General features: G+C 60.3%; 11 protein-coding genes and 1 pseudogene. 5 read left to right on the top strand and 7 right to left on the bottom strand.

Annotated elements, in window-relative coordinates:
- Window position 1: 1 nt before the first annotated feature.
- From ACA065_RS16595 to ACA065_RS16605, 3 genes are all read left to right on the top strand, one after another.
- A complete protein-coding gene (locus ACA065_RS16595; protein ID WP_497690617.1) occupies window positions 2-1,639 on the top strand; it encodes a dipeptide ABC transporter ATP-binding protein in 1,638 nt (545 codons plus the stop codon).
- An 85-nt stretch (window positions 1,640-1,724) separates the two neighbouring features.
- Window positions 1,725-2,894: a hypothetical protein gene (locus ACA065_RS16600; protein ID WP_497690618.1), complete on the top strand. Its 1,170-nt coding sequence runs from the start codon at window positions 1,725-1,727 to the stop codon at window positions 2,892-2,894.
- Between the two features lie 128 nt (window positions 2,895-3,022).
- Window positions 3,023-3,898, top strand: a complete 876-nt coding sequence (locus ACA065_RS16605; protein WP_497690619.1) for a LysR substrate-binding domain-containing protein — start codon at window positions 3,023-3,025, stop codon at window positions 3,896-3,898.
- Window positions 3,899-4,955: 1,057 nt separating this feature from the next.
- On the opposite strand, the pseudogene ACA065_RS16610 reads toward ACA065_RS16605, so the two are convergent.
- From ACA065_RS16610 to fae, 6 genes and pseudogenes are all read right to left on the bottom strand, one after another.
- A pseudogene (locus ACA065_RS16610) lies at window positions 4,956-5,219 on the bottom strand (MFS transporter); the annotation flags it as partial.
- Between the two features lie 67 nt (window positions 5,220-5,286).
- Window positions 5,287-6,123 carry an IS3 family transposase gene (locus tag ACA065_RS16615; protein ID WP_497695362.1) on the bottom strand — a complete coding sequence of 279 codons (837 nt, stop codon included), beginning with the start codon at window positions 6,121-6,123 and terminating at the stop codon, window positions 5,287-5,289.
- Window positions 6,120-6,425 (bottom strand): transposase, encoded by a 306-nt coding sequence (locus ACA065_RS16620; protein WP_497690620.1) that lies wholly within the window; start codon window positions 6,423-6,425, stop codon window positions 6,120-6,122. Before ACA065_RS16620 ends, ACA065_RS16615 begins: the two co-directional genes overlap by 4 nt.
- A 113-nt stretch (window positions 6,426-6,538) precedes the next feature.
- Window positions 6,539-7,972, bottom strand: a complete 1,434-nt coding sequence (locus ACA065_RS16625; protein ID WP_497690621.1) for an NAD-dependent succinate-semialdehyde dehydrogenase — start codon at window positions 7,970-7,972, stop codon at window positions 6,539-6,541.
- On the bottom strand, window positions 7,969-9,003 hold the full coding sequence (locus tag ACA065_RS16630) for an aldo/keto reductase (RefSeq protein ID WP_497690622.1): 1,035 nt from the start codon (window positions 9,001-9,003) through the stop codon (window positions 7,969-7,971). The genes ACA065_RS16625 and ACA065_RS16630 overlap by 4 nt, the downstream gene beginning before the upstream one ends.
- Window positions 9,004-9,013: 10 nt before the next feature.
- Window positions 9,014-9,526, bottom strand: a complete 513-nt coding sequence (gene fae / locus ACA065_RS16635; protein ID WP_497690623.1) for a formaldehyde-activating enzyme — start codon at window positions 9,524-9,526, stop codon at window positions 9,014-9,016.
- Between the two features lie 324 nt (window positions 9,527-9,850).
- On the opposite strand from fae, the gene ACA065_RS16640 reads away from it, so the two are divergent.
- On the top strand, window positions 9,851-11,101 hold the full coding sequence (locus ACA065_RS16640; RefSeq protein WP_395599894.1) for a ribonucleotide-diphosphate reductase subunit beta: 1,251 nt from the start codon (window positions 9,851-9,853) through the stop codon (window positions 11,099-11,101).
- Window positions 11,102-11,250: 149 nt separating this feature from the next.
- Window positions 11,251-11,739: a DUF1289 domain-containing protein gene (locus tag ACA065_RS16645; RefSeq protein WP_497690624.1), complete on the top strand. Its 489-nt coding sequence runs from the start codon at window positions 11,251-11,253 to the stop codon at window positions 11,737-11,739.
- Window positions 11,740-11,865: 126 nt separating this feature from the next.
- Here ACA065_RS16645 and mdeB read toward each other — a convergent pair whose 3' ends face one another.
- The gene (mdeB, locus tag ACA065_RS16650) at window positions 11,866-14,544 is read right to left on the bottom strand and encodes an alpha-ketoglutarate dehydrogenase (protein WP_497690625.1); all 2,679 of its coding nucleotides are present in this window, start codon (window positions 14,542-14,544) and stop codon (window positions 11,866-11,868) included.
- Window positions 14,545-14,613: the final 69 nt, after the last annotated feature.

A 14,613-nucleotide genomic window follows, 5' to 3' on the forward strand; every position in this document is an offset into this window, starting at 1 on the left:
CATGAACCCTGAACCAGTATTACGGGTACACAACCTGTCGGTCGAACTGCCCGCCGGCGCCGACCGCAGCCATGCCGTGCAGGGCATCAGCCTGGAGGTGCGCAAGGGCGAAATCCTCTGCGTGATCGGCGAGTCCGGCTCGGGCAAATCGGTGCTGTCGGCGGCGATCATGGGCGATTACGCCAAAGGCCTGCGGCATGCCGGTGGGGTGATCGACTTTCTCGGTGACGATATCTGCACGTTGAATGAAGCGCGCCTGCGGCAATTGCGCGGTAACCGCATTGCGATGATTTTCCAGGAGCCCATGGCGGCGTTGAACCCGGCGATTCGGATCGGCAAGCAAGTCGAAGAAATCTTCGACATCCACGCCCCGCACATGCCCCAGCGTGAACGCCGCGAACGCATGCTCGCGCTGCTCGAGTCCACCCAGTTGCCAGACCCGCCGCGCATCGCCAACAGCTTTCCCCATCAACTGTCCGGCGGCCAGTGCCAGCGCGTGGTCATCGCCATGGCCTTGGCGATGAACCCGGACTTGTTGATCGCCGACGAACCAACCACGGCGCTGGACGTGACCACCCAAGCCCAAGTGCTGAAGCTGGTGCGCGACCTGCGCGGGCGTGGCCAGCACGGCATACTGTTTATCACCCACGACTTCGGTGTGGTGGCGCAGATTGCCGACCGCATTGCGGTGATGGAAGGTGGCCGTCTGGTGGAAATCGGCGAGCGCGACCAAGTGCTGAACGCCCCCACGCATGCCTACACCCGCAAACTGATCGCGGCAGTGCCAGCGCTGCACCCGGAACTGCACACGCCGAGTGCCGACGGTGAGTTGGCCCTGCGCATCGAAAACCTGACCAAGACCTACAACGTCGGCGGCAGCTCGGTCGCGGCGCTGCGCAACGTGTCGCTGAACCTGCCACGCGGCAAGACACTGGCGATTGTCGGCGAGTCCGGCTCGGGCAAAAGCACCTTGGTCAAAGCCGCGATCCGCCTGGTGGACAGTGACAGCGGCCATGTGTGGGTCGGCGATACCGACTTTCTGGCCTTGCGTGGCTCGGCCCTGGCGGCCAATCGGCGACGTATCCAGATGATCTTCCAGGACCCTTACGGCTCGCTCAACCCACGCCACCGGGTCGGCGACATCATTGCCCGCGCCGCGCAATTGCGTGGGCTATCGGCCAAGGATGCCTGGGCCGAAGCCGGTGATTTGCTCGAACAAGTGGGCCTTAAGCGCGACGCCCTCAAGCGCAAGCCCCGGCAGTTTTCCGGTGGCCAGCGCCAACGCATCGGCATTGCCCGCGCCCTGGCCATGCGCCCGGAAGTGCTGATCGCTGATGAAAGCGTCTCGGCGCTGGATGTGTCGGTGCAAAAACAGGTACTGGAGTTGCTCGCCGACCTGCAAAAGCAGTTGAACCTGAGCATCCTGTTTATTACCCACGACCTGCGCGTGGCGGCGCAGATCAGCGACCACATCGCGGTGATGCGCCAGGGTGAAGTCGTCGAGTACGGCAGCGCCGAACAGGTGCTGTTGCGCCCTCAGCACAGCTACACCCAGGCGCTGCTCGCCGCCGCGCCGGGCGCCACGCAATTACCGGCTGCCGGGCCGCCACTAAGGTTGATCCGCCCCGCCGCGCACTGAGTTCCAAGCCTTTCCCCGCGTCGCAGTGTTCGCTGCGGCAACGGGCTGCTGTTGCCAAAAAATAACCAATAATGAGAGCAAAACCATGCGACCAATCCTACGTTACATCGCCCTGGTTCCTGTGCTCGGCGCCCTGGCGGCACCGGTCATGGCCTACCAGGTCACCGACAACCTCGACCTCGGCGGCGCCGTGCGTGCGCGCTGGGACTATGACCCGGACCGCGACATCCAGAAGTTCGGCCTCGACACCGCGTTCCTCAGCGCCAAATACAACTCCGACACCTGGATCGGTGAGGCGCAGTACCGCTTCTACGGGCGCTCCTACCCGTATCAGTACACCAAGAATTACGGCGATATCCAGTTCGCCAAGTTTGCGTGGGTGGGCTACAAGTTCAACCCGGACCAGCAAGTGCAGGTGGGCCTGAACACCGTGCCGTTCGGCTTGCAGCCGTACTTCGGCAGCACCTTCTATGAAACCCTGGGCAACGTGATCGGCCTGGAAGACGTACAACAGGTCGGCGCCAAGTACATCCAGCAAAGCGGCGACTGGAACATCCAGGCCGGCTACTACCTGCGCCCGGCGTGGCAAGGCAAAGGCACCAGCAAAGGTGTGACCTACTCCAGCGTGATCTCCGAAGCCGACAGCTACGTGGGCGATGGCAGCAACAACCAGGAACGCAACACCGTGGTGGTGCGCGTGGCCAAGGCCATGGACTTGGGCAACTGGAAGTCGGAAGTGGGGCTTTCCGGCTTGACCTCAACGCTTGAGAACAAAGACACCAACGACGACGGCCGGCGCAACGCCGTGGCGATCCACTACCTGGGCAAGAACGGGCCATGGGGCGTGCAATTGCAGGCGGCGCGCCAGCAAATGTCGCCGCGTAACCCAGGCACCGACAGCGTGGTGACGCTGGGCGGCTATGACGGCACGTTCAACGTGGCCAGCCGGGGCAATTTGTACGTGGCGGATTTGAGCTACGACGTGGGCGGCAAATACCTGTTTGACCAGGTCAGCGGCGTGAAGCTGTATGCCAACTACAGCGCGTTTGATAAATCCGAGAGCCAGTTCAAGACGTCGCAGCGGGTGATCCTCGGCACGTCGTTTTCGGTGAGCAAGTTGTGGGTGGCGACGGAGTGGTTGATCGGCAAGAACGATCCGTATATTGGGGGCAGCAGCTACACCGAGAGTTTGGGCGCAGGTGGGAGTAATCAGTGGGAGAATCAGCTGTACATGAACATTGGTTACTACTTCTAATAGGCCACTGACGCCATCGCGGGCAAGCCCGCTCCCACCTTTGGAATGCATTCCTCCTGTGGGAGCGGGCTTGCTCGCGAAGAGGCCACTACGGGCACTGCAAAAATAATAAGTGTGGAAGTTCTTTCATGCGCCAACTGCCTGCTCTAAATATGCTGCGCATCTTCGAAGAAGTCGCTCGCCACCGCAGCTTCAGCCAGGCCGCCGTGGGCCTTAATGTGACCCAAGGCGCCGTCAGCCGCCAGATCAAACAGCTGGAAGACTACCTCGGCGTCGCCCTCTTCATCCGCACGCCCCAAGGCCTGTCATTGACCGAGGCGGGCTTCGCCCTCTCGCCGCACTTGAGCGATGCCTTCGACCATATCGAACGCGCCCTGCAAGCGGTACGTGTGCCCAACCTGCGCCAGCGCCTGCGCATCGTCGCGCCGCCGACCTGGGCCACACGCTGGCTGTCGGCACACCTGCGACGGTTCTGCGAGTGCTACCCGGATATCAACCTTAGCGTGACCCATCAGAACAGCCACGACAGCCTCACGGAAATCGACTGCCGGATTCGGTTCGGCCTGGAGCCGGCGGCGCATTGCAGCAGTGAATTGCTGGTGATGGAGCGTCACATCGCCGTGGCCAGCCCGGAGTTGTTCAGCGACGGCCAACCGCCTGACCTGCGGCGTTTTCCACTGCTGCATATCCTGCACGACGGCAAGCGTTTGAGAGTCTGGGAGAATTGGCTGGCGGCCATGGGCCGGAACGACATCGATGCGGGCCAGGGCCTGGAATTCAGCACCCTGGACCAGGTGATTCACACGGCCCTGGCAGGCGGCGGGCTTGCCGTGATTGACCGGCAGATGATCGAGCGCGAATTGGTCGATGGCAGCCTGTTGCCGATCACGCCCGTGGAAGTGATCGGCCCGTATGGCTATTGGCTGGATGTGGCGACGGACAAACAGGGGTTATCCAAGGTTCGGCTGTTTACGCAATGGCTTGGCCAGGTTAGCAATCCTTGATGATGGGAATGTGGGTGGGATGGGGTGTATATCCATTGTTTGGGTGATGGCGGATATGGGTTCCGCCCTTACGGCGGGTCACTTTTGGAAAAGAGCCCCAAAAGTAACCAAAAGGGCTCTTGCCCCACCACTCGGCACCTCGCTTAGGCTCGGTGTGCCCGCACGCAGGCTTTGGAGCGGGGGCCGCCGCGATGGGCCATCCTTGGCCCAGCGCGGCTAAACCGGCGTCCTGCCGGTTTACCCCCGCTCCAAAGCCTGCGTTCGGCCAGCGTGGTTGACGGGGCGCCTAAGATCAAAATCAAGATCAAGATCTACAGCACGGCGGCCTAGTAGCCGACCTGAGTGGTAGAAGCAACAGCAGGGCAAAAGCACGGCAACACAGTATCCATCTGATGGAATGAGATCTAAATGTGGGAGCGGGCTTGCTCGCGAAGGCGGTGTGTCAGTCAATTCATCTGTTACTGGCCCACCGCCTTCGCGAGCAAGCCCGCTCCCACATTTTGAACTCAGTACATCAGGTAGATGTGTGTACTCGGTCAAAGGTGGGAGCTGGCTTGTCGGACCGCCGAACCGCTGCGAAGGCATCAACTGGTTATGCCTGATGTACCGAGGTGTCTGCATCGCAGCGGTTCGGCGGTCCGACAAGCCAGCTCCCACAGAAAAGCAGCTCTGCTTCTGATCTGTTCTTGCTGTGCTGTTGCCCTGCTTTTGCTTCAACCACTCAGGTCGGCTACTAGGCCGCCGTGCTGTAGATTTTGATCTTGATCTGACAGGCCCCGTTAACCACGATGGCCGCAAGTAGGCACGGTGGAGCGGGTAAACCGGCAAGGATGCCGGTTTAGCCGCGCTGGGCCAGGGATGGCCCATCGCGGCGACCCGCGGAACCGGGCCGGAGTGCGGGCATGCCGAGCCTAGGCGAGGCACCGAGTGGTGGGGCAAAGACCTTTTGGTTACTTTTGGCTGGGCCGGCATTCCGGGCGTTTGCCAAAAGTGACCCGCTGTAAGAGCGGAACCCATAGCAGCCGTTACCGCAGCAACGGATATGTACCCAATCCCAAATAACCATGGTCGGGCTCAACCCAATCCCAGCCACACTCACCGGCAACAGCAAGGTACTAATCGCCGACCCCAGGCGACTCACCGCCGTCGCCAAACCGATCCCGCTGGCACGCACTTCGGTAGGGAAACTTTCTGCCGGAAACACGCCGACCAAATTGCTCACCGCCGACAGCACCAACGTAAACACACCGAACGTCAACACCATCAACCACGCCATACTCCCGGGCAACACCGCCAGTAGAAACAACGCCGCGGCTTTGACGGGCTGGCCCGACGCTTTCGCGAGCAAGCTGATCTGGTCCAGTAATTTTGGACATTCTTTTCGGTTCTCAAGCGGCCATCTTTTCTGCCGCTGCCGGCGAGTGATATCCGTTGTAGCTGTGGCGCCTTACATTGTTGTAGCGCGCCACATATCGGTTGATATCAACACGGGCCTCGAACTCTGAATCGTAACCGTCTTCAGGGACCCATTCGGATTTCAAACTGCCAAAGAAGCGCTCCATCGGGGCGTTATCCCAACATTGGCCTTTTCGACTCATGCTTTGCTTTAGCTCATGGGCCATCAGTTCGTCCCTGAATTTATGACTGGTGTATTGGCATCCCTGGTCTGAGTGAAACAGCACGCCTTTCGGTTGCCCTCTCAGCTCAACGGCCATGCGCAGCGATACACTTGCTAGAGTCGCATCGGCGACCAATGAGTAAGACCATCCCACCACCCGTCGTGCAAATAGATCCAAAACCACGGAGAAATAGAGCCAGCGTTTACCTATCTGGATGTAGGTGATATCTGCGCACCAGACTTTGTTGATATCCGCCACATAAAACTCACGGTCCAGCACGTTCTCAGCTATCAGCGACTCAGCGCCCGACGATTTGTACTTATGGGGTCTGCGTTGGCTGCTGGAGATCCCGGCTTCCTTCATCAAACGACTAGCCATGTAGCGTCCAACTTTATGCTCTACACCCTGCATATCCTTGGCGAGCGTTCGGGCGCCGGCTGAACCTTTTGAGGCTTTGTGGAACTTGATCAGCACAACTTTGAGCGCTTCGCGCTCCGGGTTGGTTTTCCCCTGGCGCTGACGCCAGGCGTAGTAGCTGCTGCGGTTGACTTCAAACACTCGGCAGCAATCCGAAATGCCATACTGTTCGCCTAGCTCGCTGATCAGAGGGAATGATCTTTGGAGTCCAAAAGCAGGAGAACACTGGCCTTTTTTAGGATTTCGATATCCCTTTCTTTCTGCCTGAGCAGAGCTTTGAGTCCCTGTATTTGTTTTTGGTCGGCGGTAATGGCCTTTGTGCCAGCTAGCGTTGAGCCTGTACGTTCTTTCCTGACCTGCTCAACCCATCGGCGCAAGGCTGTAGGGCCGATATCGAGGTTGGCACAGACCTCGGGAACAGGCTGATCTTGATCGAGCACCATGCTTGCTGCATTGAGCTTAAACTCGCTGGAATAGGACTTTCGCATCATCATGCACACCTTAGATTTGGGCGCCATCATAGCGCCCTATTGATGTGTCCAATTTCATTAGGCCAGATCAAGCCCGCTCCCACATTGGATCTGTAGTGATTGGAAGACAGTGTTTAGAGGCCTCCCATCAACAGGTATTTGATCTCCAAGTAATCGTCCAAGCCGTACTTGGAGCCTTCACGCCCCAGGCCCGATTCCTTGATGCCGCCAAACGGCGCGACTTCGGTGGAGATAATCCCTTCGTTGATGCCAACCATGCCCACCTCCAGGCCTTCGGCCATGCGCCACACGCGGCCGATATCACGGCTGTAGAAGTACGCAGACAAACCGAACGGTGTGTCATTGGCGCGCTGCAGTACCTCGGCTTCATCGCTGAAACGGAAGCACGCCGCCACCGGGCCAAAAGTTTCTTCCTGGGCGATCAGCATCTCGCCATGGGCTTCGGTGAGGATGGTCGGTTCGAAGAAGGTGCCGCCCAACGCATGACGACGCCCGCCACACAGCAGTGTGGCGCCCTTTTCCAAGGCATCACCCACGTGGGCTTCAACCTTGGCCAGCGCCGCCGCGTTGATCAGTGGGCCTTGTTCGGTTTCACCGTCCAAGGCGCTGCCGACGCGCATGGCGCTGACCGCTTCGGCCAACTTGCGGGTGAACGCGTCGTACACGCCGTCCTGGATAAAGAAGCGGTTGACGCACACACAGGTTTGCCCGGTGTTGCGGAATTTGGACGCCATTGCGCCTTTGACGGCAGCGTCCAGGTCGGCGTCGTCGAACACGATAAAGGGTGCATTGCCGCCGAGTTCCAGAGAGACTTTTTTCAGCGTGTCGGCCGCCTGGCGCATCAGCAGTTTGCCGGTGCGGGTGGAGCCTGTGAACGACAGCTTGCGCACCACGCTGGTGGCCTGCAGCGCGCCGCCGATAGCCACCGCATCGCCCGAGACGATATTGAATACGCCAGCCGGAATGCCGGCCTGCTCGGCCAGCACCGCCAGGGCGAAGGCGGACAACGGGGTTTCTTCCGACGGTTTGAGAATCATCGTGCAACCTGCCGCCAGCGCCGGGCCGACTTTGCGGGTGACCATGGCCAGGGGGAAGTTCCACGGCGTGATCGCTGCGACCACACCGATGGCTTCCTTGACGACGATGATGCGTGCATCGGCCTTGTGGCTCGGAATCACGTCGCCATACGCGCGCTTGGCCTCCTCGCCGAACCACTCCAGGAAGCTCGCGGCGTAGACCACTTCGCCCATGGCTTCGGCCAAGGGTTTGCCTTGCTCCAGGCTGAGCAATTGCGCCAGGTCCTTCTGGTTACTCAGCATCAGCTCGCTCCAGCGCTTGAGGCGCTGGCTGCGCTCCTTGGCTGTGAGCTTGCGCCAGGCCGGCAAGGCGCGGTTGGCGGCGTCGATGGCCAGGTTGGTTTCCTCAGCGGCAGCACGCTGTACATCAACGATCAACGCGCCATTGGCCGGGTTGAGCACCGGGTAAGTCGGCCCACCGCTGGACCATTGGCCATCGATGTAGTTACCAGTACGAATCAGCGGGTTCATGCCACGGCCTCAATCAGGTTGAAACGGTCCAGGCCTGGGCGGGCCTCGCGCAGGATGCGCTTGCCGGCGGTGTAGTCGTTGATCACATCGCAGGGCGTGTAATTACGTTCCAGCTCGTGCAGTTCTTCGACATCCAGTTGGGTGTCGAGGGCCGCCAGCGCACTGTCAAATTGTGCGGTGGTGTCGGCGCCCACCAGCATCACGTCGACGCCAGGATGGTTGGCGACCCAGGCTTGGGCGATCTGCGCATTCGACACGCCACGGGCGCGCGCCACGCGCTGTACCGAATGGGCGATGTCGAACGAGGCCTGGTCGCTGTACATCTGCTGGGTGAAGAAGTCGGTCTGATTGCGGGTCGATTGCACTTCACCGGTGAGCAAACCGCGCGCCAGCGGGCTGAACACCGAAACGCCGAGGCCTTGGTCACGGCAGAACGGGATCATCTCGCGCTCTTCCTCACGGTAGGCACAGTTGAGTTGCAGCTGCATATTGATCGGCTTGACCCAGCCATTGCGCTCACACGCCATGAGAATCTTGGCCAACTGGCCGGTGAGCATGGTCGACACGCCGATGTAGCGCGCCTTGCCGGAGCGCACGATGTCGTTCATCGCCGCCATGGTCTCTTCGACCGGGGTGTTCACGTCGAAATAATGCAACATGAACACATCAACGTAATCCATGCCCAGACGGCTCAGCGAGGCGTCGATGCTGTCCATGATGTGCTTGCGCGAATGGCCACTGACGTTGATGCCGCTGCGGGTGCCGTAGCCGACTTTGGTGGTGACCACGATGTCTTCACGCCGCGCGACGCGCTTGAGGATGCGCCCCACCACTTCTTCGCCGACACCCGCCGAATAAAAGTCGGCCAGGTCGATGAAGTTGACGCCGTTGTCCAGCGCATGGGCGACGATGGGCTCGCTTTGCTTCTCGTCGAAGATCCACGGTTTCCAGTCCGGGGTGCCCATGTTCATGGTGCCCAGGCACAGGCGTGAGACTTGCAGGCCGGAGTTGCCCAAACGGATGTAGTGCATGGCAGTCTCCTCAGGCCTTTGGCGTGTAGAAAGGATTACTGATGTGGTTGACCACATCGGCCAGTTGCGCGGTGTACGGCGTGCCATTGAGGGCGGCGCGGATCGCGGTGCAGCAGGCGTTGTAGTTATTCAGGTAGACGGCGTCCAAGTCATCGCAGGCCGGGTTGACCCAATTGGCGGTGACAATGGACCACTCGTCTTCCGCTTCCGGCGGCAAGGTGCCGTCGAGCAAGGCTTCCAGTACGGCCTTGGCGATCCCGGCCTGGGACGCGCCCCAGGTGGCATTGCCATGCAGGTCACTGCCGATGGCGGCCTTGTTGACGTAGAGGGTCATGGGTTTGACCGGAATGTTCGGCTGGGCAATCACCATGAACGGGCAATGGCCCTGGCTTGGCGATGCGAGGCTATTGGCAAAGGCCTGACCCGCCGGCCCGTTGCGTGGGCCGATGAGGATGTTGATATGGGCAGCATTGACGCCTGGGCCTTCGAAGCCTTCGCCGATGTACAGATCAAGTGCTTTCATTTCGCAAACGCTCTTTGTTGTTATGGGGGAGCTTGTTGGCGAATTTTTAGCACTGGACCTGGAAGCGGCCGTAACCATTAAAAGTCATAGGGGTGTGAGTTTTGCTCATGGCCCCTGCGACGACTGATGCCCTCTTGTGCCGTTGACCTACTTTGTTACACACCATATAGTGTGCCCACAAACAGAACAGACCACTACATAGTGTGCAGTATCGGTATTTACCGACCACACTACGCGCAGTATTTCAATGCCTAGTAGCCTGCAAACCGCATATTTTTGGACGGGTTCACACACCGTCAGAACAGACCAGGAAGGAGTATTTCAATGCTGAGTTGGGATGAAGTCGACAACGAAGACACCGGTGCAGCGGTGATCAAGGGCGCCAACGCCGGGCATGCAAGCGAAGCCAACATGGACCGTCTCGACGGTGCCGGCGCTGCTGCCGCGCTGGAAGCGCGCAACGTGACTGCCAACGACTCCGCCGCGATCATCCGCGCCAAGGCCGCCCTGGACAAACTCGACGTCGCCGAAGGCCTCGCCGAGCTTGAAGGCTCCGCCGCCCGCGTCGCCGTTGACGAAAAGCGCATGATCAACTGCCGCGCCGACCTCAACCAACTCGTGCCGTTCAAGTACGACTGGGCCTGGCAGAAGTACCTCGACGGCTGCGCCAACCACTGGATGCCGCAAGAGGTCAACATGACCGCCGACATCGCCCTGTGGAAAACCCCCGAAGGCCTGACCGACGACGAGCGCCGCATCGTCATGCGCAACCTCGGCTTCTTCTCCACCGCCGACTCCCTGGTTGCCAACAACCTTGTGCTGGCCGTGTACCGCCTGATCACCAACCCGGAGTGCCGCCAGTACATCCTGCGCCAGGCCTTCGAAGAAGCGATCCACACCCACGCCTACCAGTACTGCATCGAATCGTTGGCCATGGATGAAGGCGAGATCTTCAACATGTACCACGAGATCCCATCGGTCGCCAAAAAGGCAGCCTGGGGCCTGAAGTACACCCGTTCGATCTCCGATCCGAAGTTCGAAACCGGCACCGTCGAAACCGACAAAGAACTGCTGCGCAACCTGGTCGCCTACTACTGCGTGCTGGAAGGCATCTTCTTCTACTGCGGCTTCACCCAGATTTTGTCCATGGGCCGCCGCAACAAAATGACCGGCGTGGCCGAACAGTTCCAGTACATCCTGCGTGATGAGTCGATGCACCTGAACTTCGGTATCGATGTGATCAACCAGATCAAAATCGAAAACCCGCATTTGTGGGATGCCGAGATGAAGGAAGAAGCGACCCAGATGATCCTGCAAGGGACGCAGCTGGAGATCGAGTACGCACGTGACACCATGCCTCGCGGCGTACTGGGCATGAACGCGGCGATGATGGAGGATTACCTCAAGTTCATCGCTAACCGTCGTTTGTCGCAGATTGGGCTGAAGGAAGAGTATCCAGGGACGACTAACCCGTTCCCGTGGATGAGCGAGATCATGGACTTGAAGAAAGAGAAGAACTTCTTCGAAACCCGCGTGATCGAGTACCAGACCGGCGGCGCGCTGAGCTGGGACTAATCAACCACACAGATCTAAAAATGTGGGGGCGGGCTTGCTCGCGAAGGCAGTGGGTCAGTGACAGGTTTGTTAACTGGCACTCCGTATTCGCGGGCAAGCCCGCTCCCACATGGGATCTCTGTGTTCTTTAGACTTGCGTACATCTATTTATGCCCAATCAAACCATCAAGACGCCCTGTGTCGGCCTGTGCTCCACCGTTTACGGGGACCTGGTGTGCCGGGGCTGTAAGCGTTATCACCATGAAGTGATCCAGTGGAATGGCTACAACGCCGACGAAAAGCAGGCCGTGTGGCTGCGCCTGGAGCAATTGCTGGTGCAGGTGATGGCCAGCAAGTTGGAAGTGCTCGACCCGCAGCGTCTGCGCCAGCAGTTGGAAGACCGCAAGATTCGCTTTATGCCGCACCAGTCGCCGTATTGCTGGGCGTACCAGTTGATTGCGCGGGGTGCGCGGGTGATTTCCAAGCTGGATGCGTATGGGTTGGCGTTGTTGCCGGAGTTTCGTGAGCGCAGCCTTGCGGACTTGCGTGATGCGATTGATCGGGAGTTTTTTCTGCTTTCTGAGGCGCATTACGAGCGCTACATCGCGCCGGGGTTTCTGAAGGAGGCGTTTGGGCCAGCCCTGATTGCCACTTTCTAACACCCACCACAAAACAGAAATGTGGGAGCGGGCTCGCTCGCGAATGCAGTCTGTCAGTTAATAAATCTGTTGACTGACTCACCGCATTCGCGAGCAAGCCCGCTCCCACATTTGGATGTGCGTCAGTCAGGAGATCCAGGAAGCTTCCCGCTCCGTCTGCAAGCCATACCGCTCAATCGCTTCCTGACAAACCCGCGCCTCCAGACTTCCCTGCTCCACCAACGCCGTCAGCGCCGCCAGCACCATGTGGTGGCGATCCACTTCAAAAAAATCACGCAGCGCCGCCCGCGTGTCGCTGCGGCCGAAGCCGTCGGTGCCGAGCACGGTGTAGCTGGAATCCAGGTACGAGGCGATCATCTGCGGCACTGCCCGCACATAGTCGGACACGGCAATCACCGGCGCGCCTTTGGGCAAGCAGTCATTTACATGGCTGACGCGCTTGATGTCCTGTGGATGCAAGCGGTTCCACCGCTCCACTTCCCGCGCATCCCGCGCAAGCTCACTGTAACTGGTAACACTGAACACCTCACTCGCCACTTGCCAATCCTCAGCCAGTAACTGCGCGGCAGCCTGAACCTCACGCACCAGCGTGCCCGAACCCAGCAGGCGCACCTGGGCGTCAGCCGCACCCTGCAAGCGGTACATGCCCTTGATGATCGCGGCTTCCACACCCAGCGGCAGGCTCGGCTGCGGGTAGTTTTCGTTCATCAGGGTCACGTAGTAGAACTCGTCCACATCGTGTTCGAGCATCTGGCGCATGCCATGGTCGAGGATCACCGCGAACTCGCCGGCAAACGCCGGGTCGTACGCCCGGCAATTGGGCACGGTGGCGGCAGTGAGGTGGCTGCTGCCGTCCTGGTGCTGCAACCCTTCGCCGCCCAGGGTGGTGCGCCCGGCCGTGGCGCCGAGCAGGAAGCCACGGGCGCGTTGGTCGGCGGCGGCCCAGATCAGGTCGCCGACGCGCTGGAAGCCGAACATCGAGTAGTAGATGTAGAACGGCAACATGCGCAGGCCATGCACCGAATAGCTGGTGGCGGCCGCCACCCAGGAACTGATAGCGCTGGCTTCGCTGATGCCCTCTTCGAGAATCTGCCCGTCGGTGGCTTCGCGGTAGCTGAGGATCGAGCCGATGTCTTCCGGCTCGTAACGCTGGCCGACGCTGGAATAGATGCCCACCTGCTTGAACAGGTTGGCCATGCCGAAGGTGCGCGCCTCATCCGCCACGATAGGCACGATGCGCGGGCCCAGAGCTTTGTCCTTAAGCAGGTTGGTGAGCATGCGCACGAAGGCCATGGTGGTGGACATTTCCTTGCCTGCCGCCAACGTGGCGAAACCGGCGTAACCCGTCACCGGCGGCACACTGACTGGTGCGGCAAGCTGGCTGCGGCTCGGCACATACCCGCCCAACGCCTGGCGACGCTGATGCAGGTAGCACAGTTCAAGGCTGTCGTCGGACGGTTTAAAGAAGCTCAGCGATTCGGTCTGCTCATCGGATAACGGCAGCTGGAAACGATTGCGGAAGGCGATCAGCGCTTGGCGATCAAGCTTCTTCTGCTGGTGCGTGGTCATTTTGCCCTGCCCGGCTTCGCCCATGCCGAAGCCCTTTTTGGTCTGGGCCAGGATCACCGTGGGCTGGCCTTTGACTCGGCGCGCAGCATGGTAGGCGGCGTGGATCTTGACCATGTCGTGGCCGCCGCGCTTGAGCCGGTCGATCTGTTCATCGCTCAGGCCTTCAACCAGCTTGGCGAGTGATTCACTTTGGCCGAAGAAGTGTTCGCGGTTGTAGGCGCCGTCCTTGGCGGCGAAGGTCTGGAATTGCCCGTCGACCGTTTGCGATAGGGTCTTCACCAGCGAGCCGTCACTGTCCTTGGCGAGCAAGGCGTCCCAGTCCGAGCCCCAGACCAGTTTGATCACGTTCCAGCCGGCACCGGCAAACAACGCCTCCAGTTCATCGATGATGCGCCCATTGCCACGCACCGGGCCATCCAGACGTTGCAGGTTGCAGTTGACCACCCAGGTCAGGTTGTCCAGGCCTTCGCGCGCGGCCAGGGTCAGGGCCGACATGCTTTCCGGCTCGTCCATTTCGCCGTCGCCGAACACGCCCCAGACGTGGCGGCCAGTGGTGTCCAGCAAGCCGCGATGCTGCAGGTAGCGCATAAATCGCGCCTGGAAAATCGAACTGATGGGGCCGATGCCCATGGAACCGGTGGGGAACTGCCAGAAGTCCGCCATCAACCACGGGTGCGGGTAGCTGGAGAGGCCGCGTGCGCCGTTTTTTGGCCCTCCGATCTCCTGGCGGTAATGGGCCAGGTCGTTTTCAGTCAGGCGGCCTTCCAGATAGGCGCGCGCATAAATGCCGGGGGCGGAATGCGGCTGATAGAACACCAGGTCGCCGCCGAAGCCGTCGTTGCGGGCGCGGAAAAAATGATTGAAGCCGACTTCGAACAAATCGGCGGCACTGGCGTAGCTGGCGATATGGCCACCGAGTTCGCCGTACGCCTGATTGGCGCGCACCACCATGGCCAAGGCGTTCCAGCGCACCAACGAAGCCAGGCGCTCTTCGGTGGCCAGGTCACCGGGAAAGGCTGGCTGCTGCTGCACACTGATGCTGTTGATATAGGGTGTGCCATGACGCGGTTTCCAGTCGATAGCCGGGGCGCTGCCGTCGCGGGCCAGCAGGTCGAGGATCTGCCGCGCCCGTTCGGGACCCGCATTGGCCACCAGCGAAGCCAGCGCGTCACGCCACTCATCCTGCTCTACCTGATCCAACGCCGTGTGATTGACTGCACTCGCGAAACCGTTCATGGGCACCTCCGGGCTTTTTTCCAGTTTATGTCGGTGCTTGAGAATTTTTTGCCTGTTATCAGGCGGCGG

Source organism: Pseudomonas sp. LBUM1640 (assembly GCF_059716225.1).

Excerpts from the sequence above, each read along its gene's own strand:
- ACA065_RS16595 (WP_497690617.1), top strand. The coding sequence starts at position 2 with ATGAACCCTGAACCAGTATTACGGGTACACAACCTGTCGGTCGAACTG.
- ACA065_RS16600 (WP_497690618.1), top strand. The coding sequence starts at position 1,725 with ATGCGACCAATCCTACGTTACATCGCCCTGGTTCCTGTGCTCGGCGCC.
- ACA065_RS16605 (WP_497690619.1), top strand. The coding sequence starts at position 3,023 with ATGCGCCAACTGCCTGCTCTAAATATGCTGCGCATCTTCGAAGAAGTC.
- ACA065_RS16620 (WP_497690620.1), bottom strand. The coding sequence starts at position 6,425 with ATGATGCGAAAGTCCTATTCCAGCGAGTTTAAGCTCAATGCAGCAAGC.
- ACA065_RS16625 (WP_497690621.1), bottom strand. The coding sequence starts at position 7,972 with ATGAACCCGCTGATTCGTACTGGTAACTACATCGATGGCCAATGGTCC.
- ACA065_RS16630 (WP_497690622.1), bottom strand. The coding sequence starts at position 9,003 with ATGCACTACATCCGTTTGGGCAACTCCGGCCTGCAAGTCTCACGCCTG.
- fae (WP_497690623.1), bottom strand. The coding sequence starts at position 9,526 with ATGAAAGCACTTGATCTGTACATCGGCGAAGGCTTCGAAGGCCCAGGC.
- ACA065_RS16640 (WP_395599894.1), top strand. The coding sequence starts at position 9,851 with ATGCTGAGTTGGGATGAAGTCGACAACGAAGACACCGGTGCAGCGGTG.
- ACA065_RS16645 (WP_497690624.1), top strand. The coding sequence starts at position 11,251 with ATGCCCAATCAAACCATCAAGACGCCCTGTGTCGGCCTGTGCTCCACC.
- mdeB (WP_497690625.1), bottom strand. The coding sequence starts at position 14,544 with ATGAACGGTTTCGCGAGTGCAGTCAATCACACGGCGTTGGATCAGGTA.